The 24,016-nt window shown below is 73.3% G+C and carries 7 protein-coding genes; all 7 read right to left on the reverse strand.

Annotated elements, in window-relative coordinates; translation table 11 throughout:
- Nucleotides 1-17 precede the first annotated feature (17 nt).
- On the reverse strand, nt 18-7,745 hold the full coding sequence (locus OG607_RS05040) for a beta-ketoacyl synthase N-terminal-like domain-containing protein (protein WP_405719304.1): 7,728 nt from the start codon (nt 7,743-7,745) through the stop codon (nt 18-20).
- Nucleotides 7,746-7,767: 22 nt separating this feature from the next.
- Entirely contained in the window at nt 7,768-13,827 is a 6,060-nt protein-coding gene (locus OG607_RS05045; RefSeq protein WP_405719306.1) for an SDR family oxidoreductase, read from the reverse strand.
- Nucleotides 13,828-13,841: 14 nt separating this feature from the next.
- Nucleotides 13,842-15,470: a PfaD family polyunsaturated fatty acid/polyketide biosynthesis protein gene (locus OG607_RS05050; protein ID WP_405719309.1), complete on the reverse strand. Its 1,629-nt coding sequence runs from the start codon at nt 15,468-15,470 to the stop codon at nt 13,842-13,844.
- A gap of 69 nt (nt 15,471-15,539) precedes the next feature.
- Nucleotides 15,540-16,775: a cytochrome P450 gene (locus OG607_RS05055; protein ID WP_405719311.1), complete on the reverse strand. Its 1,236-nt coding sequence runs from the start codon at nt 16,773-16,775 to the stop codon at nt 15,540-15,542.
- Nucleotides 16,772-20,413, reverse strand: coding sequence for an alpha/beta fold hydrolase (locus OG607_RS05060; RefSeq protein ID WP_405719313.1), 3,642 nt, complete (start codon nt 20,411-20,413; stop codon nt 16,772-16,774). The genes OG607_RS05055 and OG607_RS05060 overlap by 4 nt, the downstream gene beginning before the upstream one ends.
- Before the next feature lie 5 nt (nt 20,414-20,418).
- Nucleotides 20,419-22,266 (reverse strand): fatty acyl-AMP ligase, encoded by a 1,848-nt coding sequence (locus tag OG607_RS05065; protein WP_405719315.1) that lies wholly within the window; start codon nt 22,264-22,266, stop codon nt 20,419-20,421.
- A gap of 445 nt (nt 22,267-22,711) precedes the next feature.
- A complete protein-coding gene (locus OG607_RS05070; protein WP_405719317.1) occupies nt 22,712-23,722 on the reverse strand; it encodes a hypothetical protein in 1,011 nt (336 codons plus the stop codon).
- Nucleotides 23,723-24,016: the final 294 nt, after the last annotated feature.

A 24,016-nucleotide genomic window follows, 5' to 3' on the forward strand; every position in this document is an offset into this window, starting at 1 on the left:
GGCGGCCGGAGTCGGGGTCAGCTGCCCGGCTTCGGCCCGGAGCGCACCTCGACCTCGTCCTTGCCGGTCCTGTCGACCAGCAAGTGGTGCACCTCGTCCGGCCGGTCCGCCGGCCAGGCACGGCCGAGGCCGGCGGTCACCACGACCGCCGAGGGATGCACCCGGGCGAGCCGGGCGACATGGTCCCGTACCGCGATGGAGGCCAGGTGGTCGCGGCCCCGCGCCCCCGGCGGGAGCCCGTACGCCTGCGCAACCGTGCCCGGCAGCCAGTCGAAGGCCTCGGCGTCGGCCGCGCCCAGCGAGGTCACGGCTCCTCGCGTGAGGGACAGGCCCACGCCGTTCGCGTAGCGGCGGTCGCGAAGGAAAGCGCGGCGCTCGACGGGATCGGCCGTCGCGATACGGCCCTTGGGGACGAGGACGTCCACCAGGCGGAACGCCACCAGCAGCCGGCCTTCGCGGCTCAGGCGGACATCGAAGGCGGGCAGTCGTCGCTCCCCCCGGTCGAATCCGGCGAAGCGCGCCTCGACCCGCACCTCACCGGAGTCCGGGAGCGGTCCGTACGAGGTGAACTCTGCGATGCGGTGCGGGAATCCGGCGACGTCCGAGCCGATCTCCGGGTTCCAGCGCCACAGCTGGTCGTGCGGGATGACGTGCAGGGCGGCATCCAGCAGTCCCTGGTGGAGCAGGCCGCGGGGCACCGATCCGCGTCCGGCGTCGAGTACCCCGGACGCCCCGCCCGCGGCGGCGCGCGAGGACACCAGGTAGTGGAAGGCCGGGCCGTGGAAGAGGGTCCCCGAGTCGTAGGGATCGTCGGCGGGCGAGGCGTCGGGCAGCGGCCCGAACGCCTCGGGAAGGGGCCCCGGTTCACCGACCCGGACGGTGGCGGTGGCGACCGGTTCGAAGCGTGACAGGGCGGCGGTCGCCGCCTCGCGCCACACCAGCAGGGTCACCTCGTACTCGCCGTCCGGGGCGCCGGACGCCGCCCGGGTGACCTCGGTGCGGAGCCGCACCGGCTCCCGTACCGGCAGCCAGCGGCGCAGCTGGACATCGCGTAGGGCCGCGACCGGGTGGCCGGTGTGGTTGCGCGCGGCCCGCGCGAGCAGGTCGAGGATCGACATCATGGGCAGGGTGGGCACGGTCCAGGTCGGGCGATGGTCGGCGAGCCAGGTGTCGACCGCCGGATCCAGGACGAGTTCCGCCGCGGGCTCGTCGTCGACCACTCGCATTCCGAGCCCCCGGACCTGGTAGATGCGGGTGCCGTCGACCCACAGCCAGGCGTCGGCGACGGCGTACCTCTCGCCGGTCTCACGGATCTCCAGCTCCACGGTGACGCGTTCGTTGGCGGGCACCACCTGGCCTCGGTATTTCCAGCTCAACGGGCTTGCGGTGGGGATGAGTTCGAAGCGGGGCCGACGAATCCCCGCCGACGCCCCGGTCTCGGTCAGATACGTACGCAGCAGCTGGCACATCGCCTCCACGCCGAGCGAGCCGGGCTGGACGGGGTCACCGAGGAAGTGTGATCTGAAGAACCACTCCCCCGGGTCGATGTCCTTCTCCCCCCTCAGCCGTCCGAGCCCCGTCTCGCCGCCGTCCGGCCAGTAGCCGGTGACCCGGTCCAGCATGAGCAGCATCGGTCCGACGGCGGCGGTGGGCAGGTCGGCCGTTCGGTCGCACGGCTCGGCCAGTCGGGTGAGTTCGGGCTCGGAGGGCGTCAGTCCCGCCTGGACGGCGAAGGCGGTGGGCGGGAAGAAGCCGAAGACGGTGGAGCAGCGGAAGACCTGGTGGCCTGCGTCGCCGGCACAGTCGGCCGCGGCCTCGACCACGACCTCGAAGGACACAATGATCATGTCCCCGTTCTGCGAGATCTGCCGCAGTTCGGCACGGGTTCGCAAGGTGCCCGTGTCCGGGCCCACTTCGCCGGTCAGGGTCGCACTGCCGTCGAGGTTGCGGAAGAGCAGGTCGGCGTCGGAGCCCAGTGCGCAGCCCGCGTAGGAGGCGAGCCAGCCGCACGGCTGGAGCGCGATCTCCATCAGCACGGCGAGCGGCATCGCGGCACCGCCGTTCTGTTCGAAGTACCAGTCGTCGCCGACGATGTCGTACTCGGCCACGACCGCGATGCCGGTCTCCATGCTGCCGGGCTGCCCGTCGACCGACACGATCCGGCTGATGAAGTGATACGGCGGCCCCGGCAGCCGCGGCAGCCGGCGGGCGTCCTCCGCAGGTCCGTAGAGCGCCCCGAAAGCCTCCGACGGGCGGCCCCAGGCACTGGCCAGCAGGGCGGGATAGCCGTACGCGGCCGGACGGGCGTCACCGGAGTCGCCGCGAGCGGCCGGCCCGCCGAGCGTGGCCAGCGGCCAGTCGCGGGCCAGCCGCAGCGCGAGCCCACGGGCGAGGAACGCCCGCACCCCGTCAACCGTGCAGAGCACATCGGCCACCAGCACCGGTTCCTCCCCAGCGCCGGTGCCCGAGATCTCCCGTACGAACACCTCGTACGTCAGCAGGCGGCTGTCCGGCGTGACCTGCCCCCGGCAGAGCATCCGGTAGGGGGCGCCGGCCAGCGGCTCGAAGCGCCAGCCGTCGCGGTCGGCGGTGTGCCCGAGAGCCGCGAGGTGGAAGGCCATGGCCTGCAGGCAGCCTTCGAGCATGAGGGTGCCGGGCATGCAGGGGTCGTTCTTGAAGTGCCCGGCGAAGAACCAGTCGTCAGGGCCGACCGTCGTCTCGGCGCGCAGAAAGCCCCGCCCCCAGGGGCCACCGGACGGGTCGAAGTCGGTCACCTCGTCGAGCAGCCGCAGCCGCCCGTCGGCGATGCGCGGGGTGCGGACATGGGCGCGGGTCGCCCGCCACGCGGGTCCGAAGCAGTCCGCCGGACGGCCCTCGGAGAAGGCGCGTACGGCATCCGGGCCGAAGGCACGGCGGCCCGCCGCAAGCGCGAGCACGGGCGGGGCGAGCGGGGCACCGGGATCGGGTGCGTCGGCGGCCGGGTCCCACAGCACGCCGCCAGTGCGGGCGAGTTCGGCGTCGGTGAAGAAGCCGGCCTGGCCGTCCCGGACGGTCAGCCGCAGTGCGCCGTCCACGTCGTAGCAGTCGTAACGGAAGAAGAAGAGCCGGGTGCCGTCGTGCTCGCCGTGCCCGTCGATACGAATCTCGAAGCGCAGCGTCTCCCCGGGCTCGGGCAGCGGGCCGTGGAACGTCAGCTCGCAGCCAAGCAGCCGGTACACCCGGTCATCCTGCCCTTCCTGTCCGTCCAGGAGGTCGGCGCCGAGCCAGCTGATGAGCAACAGGTCCGCCTGGCCCGCCTCGACCATGATGCCGGCCGGCATCCGGCCCGCCGGATCCAGATACCAGCTGTCCGGGCGCACGTCGGTCTCGGTCCAGATCGTGCCGGTCCCCATCGACGCGGGCACGGCCTCGATGCCGGTGACGCGATCGGCCAGCAGCATGGGCGGCTGCGGCATGCGGGTCTGCCGGGCGCGGCCGTCCTGCGCGGCGAATCGCGGGCCGAAGAGCTCGGATACGCGGCCGACGGCGAGGTGTTCGAGCTGGGCGCGGGTGAATTTCGGTCCGGGCCGGCCGACGGGTGGCTGCGCGGGCTGCCGCGACGGCTGCGCGGGCGACCCGGGAGCCGCAGGGGGCGGCGTTCCGCGCAGCAGCGCGGCTTCGGCACGCCGCCGCATCGCCAGGAACTGGTGGTGGATGTGCGCCTGTTGGGCCAGGAAGTCCTGGAACGCGGTGGTCAGGCCGTGCTGGTGCGCCGCGGTGGCCGCCAGCACCCGCGTGAGCGGGGTGTCCACGGTGACGGCCGACGACGGAACGGGCAGTGCCCGGGACACGGCCGAGGCCACGGGAGACGCCGCCGCGGTCCCGGCGCCGGAAGCGCGGGATACGGGGGCCGCCGTCGCCGGCGTCGCCGTGACCGCTGCCGGCTCGGCCGGGGGCAGCCAGGGCGCGGGAGGCATCTCCTGCGCCGCCGCGCCGGCCGGAGCAGCCGCGCGCGGCGGGGAGACGTACCTCGCCGCCGACCCGGCCGGGGGAAGCCAGGGCGCCGGGGCCATTGTCCCGGCCCGCTCCCCGGACGAGGGCCAGGTGGCCGGCGTGGACCCGGCCGCCGGTTCCTGGCCGCCCGGCGCGGGCAGGGCGACCGCGGGCGGGTGGGCCGGGAACGACAGCCGTGGGCCACCGGAACCCACGGCCGGGGCAACGGCGGCGAGGTGGGCGAAGAGCGTGTCGGCGTCCAGCGGGACGCCGGCGGCGACGAGTTCGGCGACGGAGCTGGTGAGGCGGCGGATGCCGTGCCCCTCGGAGGAGTCGAGGGAGACGGCGACGTGGTCCCGGTCGTCGCCGAGGGTGCGCTCGATCCAGCTGGTGCACAGGGCGCGGGGGCCGTGCTCGATGAAGACGCGGACGCCGTCGGCCCAGGCGCGTTCGACCATGCGGTCGAAGTCGATCGTGCCGACCGCCTGTGCGGTGATCGCGTCGGCGGCGGAGTCCCGGGTCGGGGTGTACCAGTCGCCGCCCGCGCCGGTGTAGAAGCGTACGCCGGGCACCGCTTCGGTCGGCCGGTGGTGCAGCCGCCGCCACTCCTCGCGTACTTCCTCGACCTCCGGGGCGTGCACGGCGATGTCGTAGTCGAGGCGGATGGCCTGTCCCGGCGCGAGGTCGGAGAGCACGCGTGCGCATTCCCGCTCCTCACCGCCGACCACGCACACGTCGGGGGCGTTGACGGCCATCAGGTGCACCGCCGGATTGCCGGCGAGCGCCTTGCGTACGGCGTCGACGGGTGCGCTGACCATGTGGCTCGCCCAGCGGTCCCCGGGCACTCCGGCTTTCGCCCAGGCCCGCCGTACGGCATCGAGCGTGCCGACCACGCCGCTGGCGAAGACGTCGGAGCCGCTGATGTCGTGGACGAGCGAACGGACATCGCGCCAGGCGCGCATCGAGACCAGCGCGGCCGACTCACCCGAGGAGTAGCCCAGCACCGCCTGCGGCTGGATGCCGAGTACGCCGCGCGTGATCTCGGTGTGGAACTGGGCGAGCAGTGCGGCTCCCCAGATCTGGTCCAGTACATGCGCCGGTGCCGGCGGCCCCGCCGGGCCGGAACCCCGGTAGGCCCAGCCGACGGTGTCCTCCAGGGGGCCGCAGCGGGCTTCCAGTTCGGCGGTGACGGCGGGGAAGGCCAGCATCAGTTCGCGGCCCATGCGCGGGTAGGCGGCGGAGCCGTTGGTGTAGACGAAGGCCACTTCGCCCGTCAGCGGCTTCGCGCGGAAGGCGACGCCGTCCGGGCGGATGCCCTGGCCGGTCAGCCAGCGGCGGGCGGCGGCCGAGCGGGTGGCCAGTTCCCCGTCGGTGGCCGCCACGATCACCAGGCGCGCGGGTCCGGTGCCGGACTCCCGGCCGGCGGCGAGCGCCGCGAGGGCCTCCGGCAGGTCCCGCCCCGAGTAGATGTGCAGCCGGGGCGGCGGCTCGGCCAGCCACGCGGCGGGGACGGTGTCCTCGGCAGCCCTCAGCCGCAGCCGGGCGGCCGGGGCGTCCAGCGGGGTGACGGTCACCTCGGCGCTGCGTACGCCCAGCGCCGGAACGGCGGGTGCGCCTGCGGCGGGCAGGGCGCGGTGGTGCAGGGCCAGGGCGGCGCACGCGACGGCGAGCAGGCCGGTGGCGGCATGCGGTGTGCCGAACAGGGCCGCCGGGTCGAAAGCGGGGCGGCCGCCGACGTCCTCGGCTGCTCCGACCAGCATGTCGGCCGTCGCCGGATCGGCGGAGTCGTCCAGCACGGCGATCACCGGGTCGCCGTCCCGGCGGGCGTCGGCGAGGCGTTTGAGTACGAGGGCGACGGCCGCGTCTCCCGCCGTACGCCCGCCGTGGCCCAGCTCGGCCAGGGCCGCCAGGTGGACCGGCTCGTGCGACAGGTCCACGGCACCGACCACCGCGGCGTCGGCCTCGCCCGCCGCGAGGGCACGGGCGGCGAGGCCGAGGGCGACCGGCCCGGAGGCCTCCTCCGCCGAGACCGAGCAACCCGGACCGGCCAGGTCCAGCTGGGCGTTGAGGCGATTGGCCACCACGTTGGGCATGGTGCCGAGGACACCGGCGGCGTCCAGCGGCGGGGCGTAGGCATCCGCTTGGCCGTCGGCTGCCCGCCAGCGTGCGTGGTACCGGGCGACCTCGGGGTCACAGCCCATGCCGACAAGGACCATGGTCCGCTCCCGGGGCAGCACGATGCCGTGCGCCGCTTCCCGGGCCGCCTCCATGAGCAGCAACTGCTGGGCGTGCGCACGTTCCAGGTCGCGGGGCGGGAAGCGCAGCCCCGCCAGTTCGACGTCGACCGTGGAGCGGGGCCCCGGCGCCGGGGTGCCGTTCAGCAGGGCCCGGGTCAGATCCCGTACGCCGTCGCCGTCGCCGACCCGGGCGCCGATCGCGACGATCGCCACCGGCTCGGGCGGCTTCGGAGGCGGGGGCAGGGGCAGGGGCACGGAAGCGGACGCGGCTCCCTCCCAGGCGTCGACGATGACATGGGCGTTGTTGCCGCCGAAGCCGAAGGCGCTGACGGCGGCCCGGCGGTGCGGGGCGTCCCAGGGCTCGTTCGCCGTGAGCAGCCGCAGCGGCGTGCCACGCAGGGCTTCGCTGGGCTCGTCGGCGCCGATGGTCGCGGGCCGGATCCCGGTCCGCATGGCGCCCAGTACCTTGAGCAGTCCGGCCAGGCCCGCGGCGGTCACCGGATGGCCCAGGTTGGACTTGACCGAGCCGATGGGAAGGCTCTCGCACGCGCCGAACACCCGGTTCATGGAACGGATCTCGACCGCGTCGCCGAGCTGCGTGCCGGTCGCGTGGCATTCCACCAGCGACACCGTGTCCGCCGTGATCCCGGCCGACTCGTACGCCAGCCGCATCGCCCGTACCTGGCCTTCCTCCGAGGGCGTGAGCAGGCCTCCGTCCCGGCCGTCGTTGGACAGTCCGACGCCCCGGATCACCCCGAGGACCGGCCGGCCCTGCGACACGGCGTCGCGCAGCCGCATCAGCGCGACGAAGGCCGCGCCCTCGGCCGGTACGAGCCCGTCGGCGTCCTGATGGAAGGGCCTGCTGCGGCCGGTCCGGCTCATCGCGGACAGGGCGTGGAAGCCGATGTGGACGAAGAGGTCGTCGGCGCAGTTCACGCCGCCGGCCAGCATCAGGTCCGCTGTGCCGTCGTGGAGCCGGTCGCACGCGAGCTTGACGGCGTACAGCGACGAGGCGCAGGCGGCGTCCACCGCGAAGGCGCCCGCGCCGAGGCCGAGTGCGCGCGCCGCGAAGTGCGCGGGCAGCCCCGATGAGAAGCGGTTGCGGGCGTCCGGGCGGCTGCCGGGCGGAGCTGCGGACCAGACCTGTTGCGCGTACCGGGCCATCGCGGCGGAGGGAAAGGACAGGTTGCCCAGGACCAGCCCGGCCCGGGGCAGCGGGGCGGCCTGCCAGGCCCCGCTGCCGCGCAGGGCCTCACGGGCGCTGTGCAGGACCCACTGGAAGAGCGGGTCGAGGCCGGTGATCCGCCCGGCCCCGACGAGGAATCCGTCCGGGTCGAAGACACGGCCGAAGTCCCTTACGTAGCCGCCCTGGTCGGTCCGTGGGGCCTCGGCGGCGTGGGAGATCCGCCACCGCTCCCCGGGCACCCGGGACAGGCTCACCCGGCCCGAGGCGATGTTCTCCCAGAAGGTGGCGGGGTCCGGCGCGTCGGGCAGCACGCAGCCCTGCCCGACGACGGCGATCGGTTCGAATCGCATGCGCATTGGCTCGCTCTCGCTGTCAGGAGGGGCGCGGTACGAGGGAGACGCCGAGCAGTTCGGCGCGTACGGAACCGTCCTGGTCGAGGAAGCCGATGTCGCACCTGGCCCCCTCGGGGCCGGTCCCCCGGGCCCGTACGACGCAGCGGACGTCACCGGCCGCCGGACCGGTGCGGTGGATCCGGAACTCGGCGGCGGACATCGGCAGCGTCGCCCGCCCGAGCGCCTGCTCCGCCCAGACCACGGCGAGCTGGAGGCCCCCGTCGGTGAGGGCCGGGTCGGTCCGCCACGGCCCGGCGTCGTCCCAGCCCAGCGCGCGCAGGCCGGTCAGGGTGCCGCAGGCGCCGTCGGCGCCGATGCCGTCGGTCGAGCGGAGGGCCTGGAAGCGGGGGCCGTGGAAGAGGACATGCCCGTCGTAGATCTCGTCCCGGGCGGACGGGGCCAGTCCCTCGGGGATCGCCCACGCCTCGGGTTCCGGGGCGTGCTCCTGGCTGCCGCCCGCCGTCGCGCTGTAGTGCGGTACACCGCCGTCACCGGTCAGACGGAGCGTCAGTGCGCCCTCCTGCGGCCCCCCGTGGACGGTGAGGCGGTGGCCGTCGCCGTCCAGGTCCGGCAGGGTGACCTTGCGCAGGACCTGGATGTCGCGCAGGACGGATCGCTCCCCCGCCGGGTGCCAGGTGCGGGCCGCGCCGGTCAGCCACTCCAGGGCCATGGCCATGGGCAGGACGGGGGTGCCGCCGATGGCGTGGTCCGCCAGGTACGGGTGTGACGCACCGGCCGCCCGGACAGCGGCGGCGCGCTCACGGTGCGGCGCCGATCCGAAGGCGCCGGCCACGCCCTCGCCGGCCACGACGACCTCTACGTCACCGTCCACGGGCGCCGTGAGCCGCGCGACGAAGGCCCGGGCGCCGTCCGCCACGGGGATCAGCTCGACGCCCTGGCTGCGGAAGTGCCCCGCCAGTGCCGCGTCGACCATGCCGCCCTCCCACGGCCCCCAGGCGATGGAGCTGACCCGGCAGTGGGGACGGGCCACGCGCTCGGCGCAGGCGACCTGGTTCAGCACCTCGTTGGCCATCGCGTAGTCGGCCTGACCTGCGTTGCCGAACCGGGCGGTGACGGACGAGAACACGCACAGCGTGTCCAGGGGGTCGTCGGCGGTGGCGGCGAGGAGCGCGCGCAAACCGCCGGTCTTGGTGGCGAAGACGTGGTCGAACTGCTCGTCGGTCTTGTCCCCGATGCGCTTGTCGGCAAGCACCCCGGCCCCGTGCACGATCCCGGTGACCGGCCCCCACGCCTGGCGTATCTCCTCCAGCGCCGCCGCGACCGCCGCCGGGTCCCTCACGTCGGCCGTGAGGTAGCGGACCTTGGATCCGGCAGCCTCCAGTTCGGAGAGGGTCTCCCGCACCTCCCGTGCGGCCAGCACCTGTGCCACCGTGGCGGCGACCTCGGCGGGGGCCGGCGGGCGGCCGGCGTTCTCCCGGCGGGCCTGCTCGATGACGGCGCGCTGGAGCGCGGCCGGGCTGTCGGCGCCGCTCAGCGCGGCGGGCTCGGCGGGCAGCGGGCTGCGGCCGAGCAGCGCGATACGCGGCTGGCGGGCGCGGGCCAGGGCCAGCAGCGAGGCCGCGGTGACGCCTCGGGCGCCCCCGGTCGCGACGATCACCGAGTCGGGGCCGATGGCCGGGTCCTGCGTGAGCTCGCCGGCCGGGACCTCGACATCACGGACCGTCAGGCGGGCGCCGTCGGCGCGCAGGCCGACGTCCAGCGTGTCACCGCCGGTCAGCAGCTCTCGTACGATCGCCTCCGCGACGGCCTCGGGGTCACGTCCGGCTCGCTCGCAGTCGATGGCCTTGACGCTCACGCCCGGCCACTCCCTGGCAGCGGTACGGGTGAGCGCCGCCAGCCCGCCCGACCAGGCGCGCATCTGCGCCCGCCCTCCGGTGCCGAAGTCACCTCCGGTGTCCTGCACCGTGACGAAGACCCCGCCTCCGCCGCTCTCGAAGCGCCGCGCCATCGACCGCGCGACCCGGAACGCCTCGCCATGCACCGCCAGGGCCTCGTCCTTCGACGCCGGCTCCAGCAGCCCGCCGAGGAAGACCACGCCGAACGCGTCGTCCGGCACCTCCATGACGACGGCGGCCGCAAGCCCGTGCGCGTTCAGCAGCCCGGCGACCCGCTCGGCCACCCCGCCCCCGTCGTCCGTGACCGCCAGCATCCCGCCGTCCAGCCCGGCCAGCTCCAGCCCGGCCGGCGCGGCGGGCACCGCACGCACCGCGTGGTGGACGAGCCGCGCGGCGGGCGGCGAAGCCACCGTGGGAGCTTCGCCTTCGCGCAGCTTGGCGACGATGTCTCCGATCGTACGAAGCCTGCCCAGATCCGCCATCTCCACCTGCGGCAGACCGGGCGCCTGCGCCCGCAACGCCGCCAGAATCTGCACCCGCTTGATCGAATCCACCCCGAGATCCGCCTCGAGATCCATCCCCGACGCCAGCATGTCGACGGGATAACCCGTCTTGTCCGCCACCACCGACAGCATCAGCTCCTCCAGGTCCACCTGGACGGGCGGGGGTGTGGGAGCTTCGCCTTCGCGCAGCTTGGCGACGATGTCTCCGATCGTACGAAGCCTGCCCAGATCCGCCATCTCCACCTGCGGCAGACCGGGCGCCTGCGCCCGCAACGCCGCCAGAATCTGCACCCGCTTGATCGAATCCACCCCGAGATCCGCCTCGAGATCCATCCCCGACGCCAGCATGTCGACGGGATAACCCGTCTTGTCCGCCACCACCGACAGCATCAGTTCTTCCAGGTCAGCGGCGGGAGCGGGCTGCGGGAGGGGCTCCGGCAGTGGCTCGGGGACCGGGAGAGGGACGGGGAGAGGGGCCGGGAGCTGGGCCGGGGCAACGGAGGCCGTGAGAGAGACGGGGGCGGTCGGGGGGACCCCGACCGGCATCGCGGGCGGAGGCTCGGTGGCGTACGACCCTTCGAAGGAGCGGAGGAAGGCGAGATGGCTCTCGGCCATCAGCCGCTGGTAGGTGGCGTGGGCGTCGGCGGCCTGCCGCTGGTATTGGGCGTGCGCCTCCGCCGTCTGACGCTGGGCCTCGACGAGCACGTTCGGCGCGGGTGCCGGTGCGGGGGCCGGGGCCAGAGTGGCCGGGGTGGCAGCCTGGGCGGGCATGGCGGGCGCCGGCTCCGGCTCCGGGTTGGGGGCGGGTAGTTCGGCCGCGCCGCCGACCGGCGGGTAGTGGCGGCCGAGGTTGCTGCCGAGGATCGGGGTGGTCATCTGGGGCCTCCGGTCGGCGGGTTGTTCGGCGGGCGGCGGGGCGTAGGGGGCCCACAGGGCGGCGAAGTCGACTGCGAGGCCGTGCGCGGCCAGCCTGCCGAGGGCGTCGTGCAGGGCGGCCACGCCGTGGCGGCCCTTGGTGTCGAGGCTCACCGCAAGGTGCGGGCGGTCGCCGAGGATCTGGCCGACCAGCCGGGTCTGGACCGCGCCCGCGCCGACTTCCACGAAGGTGCGGACGCCGTCGGCGTACATGGCCTCGATCTGGTCCGCGAAGCGCACCGGGGCGGCGAGGTGGCCGGCGACCCTGCGGCGTGCCTGGTCGGGGTCGCCGGGGTAGAGGGCGGCGTCGGTGTTGCCGTAGACCGCCAGTTGCGGTTCGCGGAAGGGGATGTCACGCAGGAAGTCGAGGAAGGGGCCGCTTGCCGGGGCGACCAGGGGGCTGTGGAAACCGGTGGCGGCGTCGAGCCGCTTTGCCGTCAGCCCGGCCGCGGTGAGGGCGCGCTCGGCGTTGCCGACGGCCTGTTGGGTGCCGGAGAGCACGACCTGCTGTGGGCTGTTGTGGTTGGCGACCCAGAGCCCCTCCGGATACCTGCCGCCGCCGCACACCACCGCGTCGGACTCCTCCTGGGATGCGGCGACCGCCAGCATCGCGCCGGGCGTCGCCGCCGCGTCGCGCATCAATTCGCCGCGTCGGCGGGCGATGCGGATGAGGGCGTCGGCGTCGAACACCCCGGCGGCGTGGAGTGCGGTCAGCTCGCCGAAGCTGTGCCCGGCGACGCAGTCCGGACGGACCCCGGCCGTGTCCAGGACGGACAGCAGGGCGAGGCTCTGGACGGCAAGGGCGGGCTGGGCCCATTCGGTGCGGGTCAGCAGTTCCTGCTGGGCGGCCCGTTCGGCGTCGGAGAAGACCGGGACCGGGAAGACGACCCGGTGCAGGGGCCGGTCGCCGAACCGGTGTGCCGCCGATCGGTCCCATACGCCCTGGGCCTGCGGGAAGTGCATGGTCACGTCGGTGCCCATGCCGACGTACTGGCTGCCCTGCCCGGAGAAGAGGAACGCGGTCCGGCCCGGGTCGGCGGGGCCGGTCGCGTAGTGGACGCCGGTGGGGGTGGAGAAGCGCGCCTGCGGGTCCTTGCGGATCAGGGCGGCGGCCTGGGCGAGTTTGCCGGCCAGGTCGGCGGTGTCCTCGGCGGTGAGGGCGAGCCGGAAGGGCTGTCCGGGGTCGAAGGCCCGCTGTGTGTCGTGGGCGACGGCGGGGAGGCCGCGGTCCGAGGCCGCCCGGATCCGCTCGGCCCCGGCCAGGAGCTCGTCCGGGGAGCCGGCTCCGAGCAGCACCAGCTCGGTGGGTACGGTCCTCAGCCGGTCCGCCGGCCGGGCCCCGCCGTCATCCCCCGGGACATACTCCTCCAGCGCGACATGGAAGTTGCTGCCGCCGAACCCGAAGCTGGACACGGACGCGCGACGAGGATGGTCGGCGTCGCGCACCCACGGGCGGGCGGCGGTGTTCAGGTAGAGCGGGCCGCTGCCCAGGTCCAGCTCGGGGTTGGGGCGGTCCACCTTGATGGTGGGCGGCAGCACCTTGTGGTGCAGGGCCAGCGCCGCCTTGAGCATGCCCGCCGCGCCTGCGGCGGATTTGGTGTGACCCACCTGTGACTTGACGGAGCCGAGCGCGCACCAGGGCCCGTCGGTGCGGCCGGTCTCGCCGAAGACGCCGCGCAGCCCGGTGTACTCGGCGAGGTCACCGGCCTTGGTGCCGGTGCCGTGCGCCTCGACCAGCTCGACGGTGTCCGGCCCGTATCCGGCGGATTCGTACGCACGCCGGACGGCGGTGGCCTGGCCCTGGGGCAGCGGGGCGTAGATGGCGGTGGCGCGGCCGTCGGAGGCGCTGCCGATGCCGCGCAGCACTGCGTAGACGCGGTCGCCGTCCCGCTCGGCGTCGGCGAGCCGCTTCAGGGCGAGCATGACCAGGCCCTCGCCCAGGATGGTGCCGTCGGCGGTGTCGGAGAAGGGACGGCAGTCGCCGCTCGGGGACAGCGCCGGGGTCTTGGAGAAACACATGTACATGACGATGTCGTTGAGGGTGTCGACACCTCCCGCGATCGCCATGTCGGACGTACCGAGGGCGAGTTCGTTGACGGCGGAGGACAGCGCGGCCAGCGAGCTGGCGCAGGCGGCGTCGGCGGTGTGGTTGGTGCCGTGCAGGTCGAAGCGGTTGGCTATCCGGCCCGCCACGACATTGCTGAGCAGTCCGGGAAACGTGGCCTCCTGCCATGGCACGTAGTGGCCGGCGATGCGCTCGCAGATGGCCTGGGCGTCCGGTTCGGGCACGCCGTGCTCGCGTAGCGACTTGAGCCACACCGGCTTCTGGAGGCGGTTGGACATGCTGTAGAGCAGCTCCAGCGCGCCGGTGCCGAGCATCACGCTGACCCGGTCGCGGTCCAGGTCCGCCAGGTTGCCGCCGGTCGCGTCGGTCAGCACCTGTTCGGCCACCATGAGCGCCAGCAGTTGGGTGGTGTCGGTGGCCTCCAGGGTGTTGGGCGGCACCCCGTAGGTCATCGCCGGGAAGTCGACGGGCGACAGGAAGGCGCCGCGCCGGCCGTAGGTCTTGTCCGGGGCCGACGGGTCGGGGTCGTAGTAGTCCTCGGTCAGCCAGTGGGTGGGGGGCACCTCGGTGATGAGGTCCTGGCCGGTCATGACGGTGCGCCAGAAACCGCCGACGCCGGACGGGCCCGGCATGAGCGCGCCGGCGCCGACGATCGCGATGGGTACCTGCTGGGTGCGCGGGGAGTCCTGCATCGGTTCCATCTCCGAATCTCGGTTCACATCAGAGGGCGCGGGTCGAAGCGGAGGGCGGCGGCGGGCACGGGGACTCCGTACGTACGCAGTTGATGGGCGCGGGTGACCACCGCGGCGCCCTCCAGGAGGTTGCGGGCGATCTGGGCGGCCGGACGGCTGCCCGGGCCGGCCAGGAAGCTGCCGGCGGTCCAGCGGTTGAAGGCGCCCATCGCCGGGCCGCACCAGATCTGGTAGTCGGCCCGGCGTGCGGTGTCGCCGTCGATCGCCCAGCGGCTGGACCGGCCGAGGTACCAGCGGAAGACCAGGGCCATCCGGTGCTTGGGGTCCTGCTCGGCGCGGGTGATCTCGGCGGGGTCGCGTCGGCGCCAGAAGCGCAGCGCCTCGGCCCAGATGTCGTCCACGGGCACGCCGAGCACCTGACGCTCCAAGGTGGTGCGTACGTCGGCGGGCAGTGCTTCCAGCGACGGGTACGTACGGTAGATCTCGTAGAGCCGGCTGCCACGGGTGGCGAACATGGTGCCGCGCCGCAGCACCTGCACCTTCGCGCCGAACTCGAACATGTCGGCGGCCGGCGCCATGATGACGTCCGCGATGTCGGCCTGGGCGAGCATCGCCTTGGCGTCCTCCGAGATTCCGCCCTCGTCGGCGATCTGGTTGACCGTTCCGGTCACGACGTAGGCCGCGCCGAGGGCGAAGGCGGCGGCCACGCTCGCGGGGGTGCCGAGGCCGCCCGCCGCTCCGACCCTGACCGGCCGGTCGTAGCCGTGGCGGGCGCTCAGCTCGTCGCGCAGGGCCAGCAGCGCGGGCAGCAGCGAGACCAGCGGCCGGTTGTCGGTGTGGCCGCCGCTGTCCGCCTCGGCCGTGATGTCCTGCGCGATCGGCACCCGGGCGGCCAGCCGCGCCTCGTCGGCGGTCAACTGCCCCCTGGAGACGAGCAGGTCGAGCAGTTCGCCCGGCGCGGGCGACATGAACTTCGCGGCGACCTCGGGCCGCGACACCTTGGCGAACAGCCGCGTGCGGCGCACCACCCGCCCGCCCGCGTCCGTACGCAACCCGGCCGCCGAGCAGCGCACGACCGCAGGGGTGAGGTCCATGAACGCCGAGGCGGACACGACGGGCACACCACGTTGGAGCAGCAGTTCGGCGACCCGGTCCTCGACGGCGGGCTCGTTCGGGGAGTGGATGAGGTTTACGCCCCAGTTGGGCCTGTCGCCAAGGGCCGAGGCGAGTTCGCCGACGGCGTCCTCCACCCGGTCCGGGGCCAGGCCTCCGGCGCCGAAGAAGCCGAGCATGTCCGCCTCGGCCATGGCGATGACCAGCCGGGTAGTGGCGATGCCGTTGGCCATCTCCCCGGCGACGTACGGGAACCGGGTGCCGTGGGTCTCGCCGTACGTCCGGTCCCCCAGCCATTCCGGGTAAAGCGGCGGCAGGGTGCCGGCCGTCTCGCAGCCGGGGGGCGGTGCGGGCCCGTCTGCCGGGACCGCCCCGAGACGGCCGGTGTCCGGGTCACGCAGGATCCGCGCCGGGCGCCGGACGGACCGGACCACCGCCGCGATGTCCTCGGGCGCGAAGCCGGTGCCCTCCGGGCGGCCCGGGGCCACGGCTGCGGCCCCGTGCGAAAGCGCGGGCAGGGTTGCGGGGAGGGGATTCATGTCACGCCTTTCTCGATGTCGCAGATCGGATCCCGACATCCGGCACAGCTCCCGGTGCCGGGCACCGGGTCAGCCGCCGGTACCGACCCGCAGTTCGCGCAGGCCCCGTAGGCCGGTGCGCTCGCGCCAGCGGGGCTCGGCGGTCAGTTCGAGGCGGGGGAAGCGGCGCAGCAGCGCGGTGAACGCGATGCAGGCCTCCATCCGGGCCAGGGGAGCGCCTACGCAGAAGTGCGCGCCTCCGCTGAGGGCCAGGTGGCGGTTGTCGGGACGGGTGATGTCGAGGCGGTCGGGGTCGGGGAAGCGGGCGGGGTCGCGGTTGGCAGCGCCGAGGCTGAGGACGAGCCGGCCGCCGCGCGGAACGCGTACGCCGTGGAGTTCGATGTCCTCCAGGGCGCGTCGCCCCACGGCCTGGGCGGGCCCGTCGTAGCGCAGCATCTCCTCGACCGCCGCCGGGACCAGCGCGGGGCCGGAGGATCTGAGGAGCTCCAGCTCGTCCGGGTGCCGCAGCAGCGCGAGCATGCCGTTGGCGATCATGTTGGCGGTCGTCTCATGACCGGCGACGACCAGCAGGGCAGCGGTGGCGAGCAGTTCGTCCGACGTCAGCCGGTCGCCCTGGTCCTCGGCGAGGATGAGGCCGCTGAGGATGTCATCGCCCGGGGCGAGCCGGCGTTCGGCGACCAGGGTCCGGAAGTAGTCGATGATCTTCCGGCGGCCGGACAGCCCCCGGGCCACTGTCTCGGGAGTGACCACGGGGTCCACGAGGTAGGCCATGTCCTCGGACCAGTCGCGGACCTCGGCGCGGTCGGACGCGGGCACGCCGAGCATCTCGCAGATCACGTCGAGGGGCAGCGGGTACGCGAAGGCCTCCACGAAGTCGGTGCCCCCGGAGCCGGAGTCGGAGCCGGGGCCGGAGTCCCAGTCGTCCAGGAGGCGGTCGACGATGCGCTCGATGCGCTCGCGCAGGCCTTCGACGGCGCGTGGGGTGAAAGCCTTGTTGACCAGGGCCCGCAGGCGGGTGTGGCCGGGCGGGTCCATCAGGATCATGGACGGGGTGTCGCCGCCGGCCATGCGCTCGGTGTGCTCACCGCCGGGCCTCGCGTCCGCTCCCGCGTTGCCGCCGTTGTCCGCTCCGAGCCTCGGGTCGCGCAGCAGAGTGTGTACGTCCTCGTAGCGGGTGAGCAGCCAGAAGCCGGGCGGGTTCCAGTGCATCGGATCGGCTTCGCGCAGTGCGTGGTAGAGCGGATACGGGTCGGCCTGGACGGCGCGGTCGGTGGGGTCGTAGTGGACGTGGTGGGCCGTGGTCATCGGTCGCCTGCCAGGCTGATGCGGGTGGCCTCGGCTACGGCGGCGAGGTGGGGCCGGGAGAACATGCCGAAGTGGTTGCCGGTGACCGGGATGACGGTCAGGTCGCCCACGCCGACGGTGTCCCAGCCGTTCGGGGAGTCGAAGTGCATCGGTACGCGGTGGTCCTGCGGCCTCAGCGGCGCGAACCCGGCCTCGGGTTTGACCAGCACCACCGACAGGTCCGAGGGCGTGGGCCGGTAGAGGGCGAAGGCCCGCAGGCCCGCCTGGTAGGAGCCGACGACGGTGAGCAGATGGGACGCGTACGCAGCGGGGTCGGTCGCTCCCAGGGCCCGCGCGATCTGCTCGCCCTGCTCCTCCAGGGGGCGGTCCTGGTCGACGCCGCAGCTGCAGGAGTCCGTGGCGAGGCAGGCGATGTGCCGCAGCGCGAGAAGTTCCTGGATCGCGCGCAGGTCGTCGTCGGCGGGGGCGCCGTGGCCGGGTACGGGGACGTAGGTGTCGAACAGCACGACTCTGCGGACCTGTTCACCGCGCTCGCGGAGCTGCTGTGCGGCCTCGTAGGCGACCATGCCGCCGAAGGAGTGGCCGCCGAGGAGGTAGGGGCCGCGTGGCTGGGTCTGCTTGATCTCGTCGGCGAAGAGGGCGGCGAGGTCGGCCATGTCGTCGAGGGGTTCCTCGGTGCCGTCGAGGCCGGGGGGTGCCAGGGCGTAGCAGGGCCGTCCGTCGCCGAGGGCGCGGGCGAGGGGGGTGAGATAGCGCGGGGTGGTGCCGAGGCCGCCCACGCAGAAGAAGGGGAGCGGCGAGTTGAGCGGGAGGAGGTGCTTCGGCCTCGTCGGCTGGGTCGGCCGGGCGGAGGCCGTCGCGGGGGCCGTCGTGGGGGCCGTCGTGGAGCCGGTCCCGTCCGGCTCCGCGAGGAAGCCGGCGGCGGCGTCGATGGTGGGCAGCTCCATGAACAGGGTGTGCGGGATGCGGAATCCCAGCCAGTCGGAGAGCCGGGACTGCAGTGCGGCCACCGACAGCGACTCCAGCGCGTAGTCCTCCAGTGGCCGGGCGGTGTCCAACTGGCCTGGGGGCAGCCGCAGTTCGGCGGCGATGTTGGCGACCAGCCACTCGCGTACGTCGTCCACGGTCCTGCGCTCGACCGGGGCGGGAGCCGCCACGTGCTCGGCGGAGGCCGCGTGCGGTGACCGGCTCGGCCCGGGCCGGGCTTCGCCGGGCGTCGGGAAATGACGGCGGGCGAGATCCTGGGCGTAGGCGACGGTGCACTCGACGAGTTCGAAGGCGGGCAGGCTGCCGGCGTAGTAGGTGTGCCGCTGCCCCTGGATCGCTTCGAGCCGGTCCAGGATGCCGTCGCGCAGGTCCTCGGATCCGAAGTGCGGCATGAACGGCCACTGGCGCTGGAGGTGCACCTGCTCCAGCTGCCCGCCGAGGCCGGCGATGTCCTCGGCCAGCAGCGGGGTGATCTCCTCGGGCAGGCCGTAGGAGTAGAAGGTCCGCACATCGCTGCCGGGGTAGCGGTGGTGGTAGGCGACGCAGTGGCCGGAGGCCTTACGGCTGTCGTTGTTCTGCTGGAGGAAGTAGAAGGCCGAGCCGGGCAGGCCGGAGACCGTGGCGACGGTGGTGTGGTAGGCGTTGCCGCTGATCCGCGCGGCGAGTTCGCGCTCGTCGTCGGTGCTGTCGAGCAGCGGCAGCACCTGGTCCGGCGCGACGGTGACGACCAGGTCGTCCGCCTCGATCAGGCCCGCGTCGGTGCGGACGCGCACACCGCCGTCGTGCCGCTCGATCGATTCGACGCGCACGCCCAGGCGTACGTCGCGGAGCTCCTCCGCGACACTGCGCCACAGTCGGGCGAAGCCGCCGGCGATGGTGAAGGCCCCTGGATGGCCGAGGAGTTCGGCGGCGTTGGAGAGCAACCCGGTCATCTCGGCGTACTTGACGAAGTACAGCGCGGGGACATCGTCGTCGAGGTAGCCGTAGCCGGCGGCCGTGTACCCGGTGCCGAAGGAGGCGGCCATGGACTCCAGGCCGTGTTCGGCGAGCCACTCCCCCACGGGGGCGGCGAGGGCTTTCGCGGAGTGGGCGAGGCCGGGTGCGGCGATGTGCGGGAACTCGCGGTCGCGGAGCGCCTGGTAGCGCTGAAAGGTTTCCCTCCTGAAGAAGGAGGTGTCCTGGGGGGCGGCGCCCGCGGTCTCGGTGTCGAGTATCCGGTACGAGGTGGTGGCCTCGGTCGCCACGCCCAGCTCGGTGGCGAGTTCGGCGACCCGCCGGTACTGGTTGGTGCAGATGTGGCCGCCCAGGTCGTAGGCCCGGCCGTCGATCTCCACGGTCTCGCACTTCCCGGCCACCGCCTCACGGGCCTCCAGCACGGTGACCCGGTGGCCGGCCCGCTCCAGCTCGCGGGAGGCGGACAGCCCCGCCGGGCCGGCGCCGAGAACGACCACCGTACGGGGGCCGGGGGCGGGCGCGGGGGCAGGCGCGGGGCCTGGGCCGGGTGCGGCCGTGGTGATGCTGCGGCTGGGGCGCAGCAGGGCGGTCAGTTCGGGCGGCTGCCGCTCACCGAGCCTGGCATGGGACGCCGCCTGGTAGATCAGGGCGCGCAGATGGTTCAGGGAGGCGGCGGAGTACGGGGACCGGGCCAGCGCGATACCCAGTTCCGGCGGAGCGAGGCCCGGGTCGAAGGCCAGCCGGTTGACCGCCTCGTCGTCGGTGAGGGTGTCCAGGTCGAGCCGGCCGAGGTCGAACCAGGGGCAGCGGTCCTCGGGCCAGGGGCGGGCCGGGTCCAGGGCGGCCTCGGTGTCGGCCGGGTCCCCGGTCAGCGGGTGCAGCTGGGCCTGGAGAAGCGCGCGTACCCCGGTCGTACGGAGGCGGCGGCGCAGATCGTCGCGGAGGAAGGCGGGCTCGCGGGTGTCCCCGGCCGGGCGGGGGATCTCGTCCGGGGCGTCCGGCGGCCACCACAGGTCGCCGTGGTCGAAGTCGCCCCGCACGAGGGGCTCACCGGCCGGGTGGACACGGAAGCGGATCAGCCACTGCCGCCCGTCCTCGGCGACGAAGCCCTGGGGGACCTGGGAGTAGAAGTCGTACGTGGCGTAGGAGCCGGCGGTCCTGATGTTGTTCCAGATGATCCCGCGGACCTGCGGCTTCTCCCTGATGTTGCGGGCCCGCTCCTCGGGGGTGCCGAAACTGCGCCGGAAGATCTCGGCGTTGGAGGCGAAGAAGGTCGGGCCGGTGTTGAAGGTGAGGTCGAGCAGCCCCGCTTCGAGCCCGGTGGCAGACCCTGGGGCCGGATCGGCGTCCAGGAGCCGCAGCGTGAGCCCCCGGACCGTCGGTTTGACGTCGTCGGTGCCGACCGAGTTGCTGTAGCGCGCGAGGACCGGGAAGCGGCGGCCGGGGCGGAGGAAGGCGTGGGCGGGCAGTTCGGGGGCGTCCAGCAGGCGCAGGACGCCCCGGGCGGAGGTCGAGGTCGCGTGGAAGAAGCGGTCCCTGCGGGTCGCGGACGCCACCGTCAGGGCGGACATGTCGATGAGGACGCGCCGGAAGTCGTCGTCGATGTCGTACATCCGGGGATCGCGCGGACCGGTGGCGAGTACCAGGCCGTCGCTGTGCCTGTCCGTGTGCGTGTTCCTGTTCGTGCTCGGGTTCATACGCGTCATCCCTCCGTGGCGAATTCGGCGGCCGGGGACAGGGACACCAGGACGGTGGCGGCGTCCCGGTCTATCTCGCCGCTCAGCAGGGCCTCCTTGCACACGCGGCGGCGGACCTTGCCGCTGGTGGTCTTGCGTACGAGTCCGGGCCTGCCCAGCACCACCGCGTGGCAGGACAGCTGGTGGTCGGCGTGGACCGACCCGCGTACCGCGGCGCAGATCTCCGCGGCCAGCTCCGGGCCGGGCTGCTTCTCCCGGGTCTCGGCGAAGACCACCAGCCGCTCGCCCATGTCGTCGGGTGCGGCCTCGCCGGGGAAGGCCTCGTCGGGGTCGAGTGCGAACGCGATGACACCGCCGGGCCTGATGACCGGGTGGCTCTCGCGGACGGAGTCCTCGATGTCGGAGGGGTACACGTTGCGCCCCCGGATGATGATCAGGTCCTTGATCCGCCCGGTGATGAACAGCCGGCCCTCGTGCTGGAAGCCGAGGTCACCGGTGCGCAGATACTCGGTCGGATCGTCCTCACCGGACACCCTGGCCCGGAAGACCTCGCGGGTCAGCTCCGGCCGGCCGTAGTAGCCGGCCGCCGTCGTCGAGGTGCGTACCCAGATCTCACCGACGCGGTCCGCCGGGCAGGGGACGCCCGTGTCGGGGTCGACGATCCGGATCCGGTCGCCGTGCTTGCTGGAGGTGCCGCAGCTGTAGAACTCCGGATGACCGGACCCGGCGTCCGCCACCGGCACCACGACGCCCTTCTCCAGCGCGCTCTTGTCGAGAGTGAGCAGCCCCTGCCCACGGTTGGTCACGCTCGCGGTGTTCTCGGCGAGACCGTACGCGCCGAAGAACACGTCCCGGCGGACCCGTGCGACCGCGAAGGCGTCGAGGAAGGCGCGCATGGTCTTCGCGCGGATCGGCTCGGCGGCGGTGACGGCCATCTCCAGAGAGCTGAGGTCCCATCCGGCGCGCATCTCTGGGGTGGTCCTGCGGACCGCCAGCTCGTACGCGAAGTTGGGCGCCGAGGTGATCGTGGCGCCCACCCGGGACATGACGTCGAGCCAGATCGCGGGCCGCTGGAGGAAGGTCAGCGGCGACATGATGTGCGTCGCGGAGTTGCCCAGCGCCGTGCTGAGGAAGACGTTGACCAGCCCCATGTCGTGATACTGCGGGAGCCAGAACACCCCTCGGGTACCGGGGTTGAGCCGCAGGTCGGTCACGTTGGCGGCGATCTCGTGGACGAGGTTGCCGTGGGTGACCATGACGCCCTTGGGCACCCCGGTGGAGCCCGAGGTGTACTGCAGGAACGCGGTCTCCCCCGGGTCGGCGGGCTCCTGCCAGGAGTCGGGGTCGAAGCCGTTCCCCGGCCGGTCACCGCCTGGGCGGCGGTCGGTGCGGTACCAGGGGATGCGGGGCCAGCGCTGCTCCGGCCGGCCCAGCAGCCCGGCCACCGAACCGACCCTGCGGGCCCGGTCGAAGGCGCCGTTGGTCAGCGCGGCGGTCGCGCCGGACCCGGCCACGATCGCGTTGAAGGTGGCGAGGTCGCGCTTGAGCCGGAAGGGATTCGGCGGGTAGACGGGCACCGGCAGGACACCGGCCGCGAGGCACCCCATGAACGCCTTCAGGAAGTCCAGGGACGGCGGATACACCAGCACCGCCCGGTCACCGGGGGCCAGACCCCAGGAACGCAGCGAGCGGGCGATCCCGTCGACGGCCACGGCCAGCTCACGCACTCCGAGCGTCTCACTGTCCTCCCCGTCGTCACCGACGAAAGTGAACAGGAGCTTGTCCGGATTGTTTTCGTAGAGGTTACGGAAGGAAGTCAGAATTGAATTGCGCCGAGTGGTTTCGAACATCATCCAGGCCGTTCTATGGGGAAACGCCGGGGATCAACCGCAGTGCACGGGAGTTCGGGACAATGGGCTTGCGCATTCGAAAAAGTACAGTGGTCCAGACCAGCTGTCAACGAGCATCCGGAATGAGCGATTCAGGTAATTTCGGATAAATCCATCACTGAAATGATTCCATGATCGATTGAACCGGGCACCGTCCCCGGCCGTGCCTATGTATGAGCCGCCGTCGGAGCGCGGAGGCTCTTCCGGGCTCCCCCGACCCGGGAGTGAAGAGGCCGTTCCGGCGTCACCTGGCCCTGTGGCGCCGGAACGGCCGTAAACGCGCGCCCGGAAAGACGCTCCCGAAAACCCACTCCCGGAAATTAAACGATCGAACGCTTCAGTGCTCCCCGGGCCGGCACTTACCGGATCCGGGGAGCGCATTTTTGCCACTCTTTGAATATGCTGTGGATTATTTACCGCTCCTGGTCCTCCTCAGGGGCGGCGCCGCGCAGGATAAACGTCCATGCCGCGCCCTCTGCTTCTCCCAGTACGACCGTCGGACTCCAGGGCGCAGAAGACGAATTCGAAGGATGGGTCGCCCATGTCCGAGCGGCGGGCGACCACCTCTTCGAGGCTCGCGGCCCGGCCGACCTCGGCCCAGGCCCTCCGCCATGACGGACACGGCGCCCACGGACACGGTGCCCACCGATACGGCGGGAACCGGGGAAGCGGGAGCCGTGGCGGCGGGCGCAGGGGAGTCGGTGCGCCGAGCGACCGACCGGGGTGCGCGGGAGGGCGCCGCGACCGTCACGGCCGGAGGATCGGCGGACACCGGTGCGGTGAGCGGTCCGGCGGCGGCCGCCGCGTCCGCCGCCCGTACCGCCGACCGGCGCCGCAGTGCGACGCCTGCGGCCACGGCGCCCACCAGCAGGACGGCACCGCCACCGCCCAGCGCGACCGGGGTCACCCACGCGGGGGTCGCCGTGGCGGTCTGCGGGGCCTGCTGCTGGGTCTGCTGCTCGGTCTGCTGCTGGGGGGTCGTGGAAGCGGTGGCCGCCGGGGGCGCCGCGGGTTCCGTGGTCGGCAGCGGACCGAACTGCACGCCGTCGCCCGACGCGTCCGCGGGCAGCTGGAGGATCCAGCCCTGGGAGATGGACGCCGGGTCGGTCATGACACCGCCGTCGGGCTGCACCCGGCCCTTGTTGAGCGCGAAGATCTCCGTGAACCTGTTGCCGTCGCCCAGCACCTTCTCCGCGATCGCGAACAGGAACTCGGGCTGACCGTTCGGCTGCTTGCCGACGACGTAGTACTTGACCTGCTCCCCGTCGGCCTTCACGACCCCGGCGCGCGCACCGCGCGGGACCGGGGCGGCCGACGCCTCGGCCGCGCTGCCGACGGTGAGCAGAACACCTGCCGGCACGGCGGCGCTCGCGGCCGCTGCCGGCCGGAACGCCCGTGCCGTGCGCCGGATGGGAGTCATAGTCGTATCCACCTCGCGACTGTCATCGACCGGACCGAGTACCCACTTGTCTTCGCGTCCTCTGCTAGTGGCACGGGCACGGTCCGGCTCCGGTTCGGTCCACACGGAGGCGATGTGGGAACCGCCGCGCCGAGGTTCACAGGCCACCGCTCACCGCCGTCCGAAAGGCCGTTCGCCCGTTCGGCGAGCGGTCGGGGACGCCGTTCGCCCGTTCGCCGACCCGTGCCGGCGTATACGCCAGGTGGCGGATATCTCGGCCATTGGTCTGCGCCAATCTCTTGGCAGGCCACCGCG

The sequence above is a fragment of the Streptomyces sp. NBC_01537 genome (assembly GCF_045040445.1).
GTDB lineage: Bacteria > Actinomycetota > Actinomycetes > Streptomycetales > Streptomycetaceae > Actinacidiphila.

What these genes read in the sequence shown, in the direction of transcription:
- OG607_RS05040 (WP_405719304.1), bottom strand. Translation starts at nt 7,745, where the DNA reads ATGCGATTCGAACCGATCGCCGTCGTCGGGCAGGGCTGCGTGCTGCCC.
- OG607_RS05045 (WP_405719306.1), bottom strand. Translation starts at nt 13,827, where the DNA reads ATGGAACCGATGCAGGACTCCCCGCGCACCCAGCAGGTACCCATCGCG.
- OG607_RS05050 (WP_405719309.1), bottom strand. Translation starts at nt 15,470, where the DNA reads ATGAATCCCCTCCCCGCAACCCTGCCCGCGCTTTCGCACGGGGCCGCA.
- OG607_RS05055 (WP_405719311.1), bottom strand. Translation starts at nt 16,775, where the DNA reads ATGACCACGGCCCACCACGTCCACTACGACCCCACCGACCGCGCCGTC.
- OG607_RS05060 (WP_405719313.1), bottom strand. Translation starts at nt 20,413, where the DNA reads ATGAACCCGAGCACGAACAGGAACACGCACACGGACAGGCACAGCGAC.
- OG607_RS05065 (WP_405719315.1), bottom strand. Translation starts at nt 22,266, where the DNA reads ATGATGTTCGAAACCACTCGGCGCAATTCAATTCTGACTTCCTTCCGT.
- OG607_RS05070 (WP_405719317.1), bottom strand. Translation starts at nt 23,722, where the DNA reads ATGACTCCCATCCGGCGCACGGCACGGGCGTTCCGGCCGGCAGCGGCC.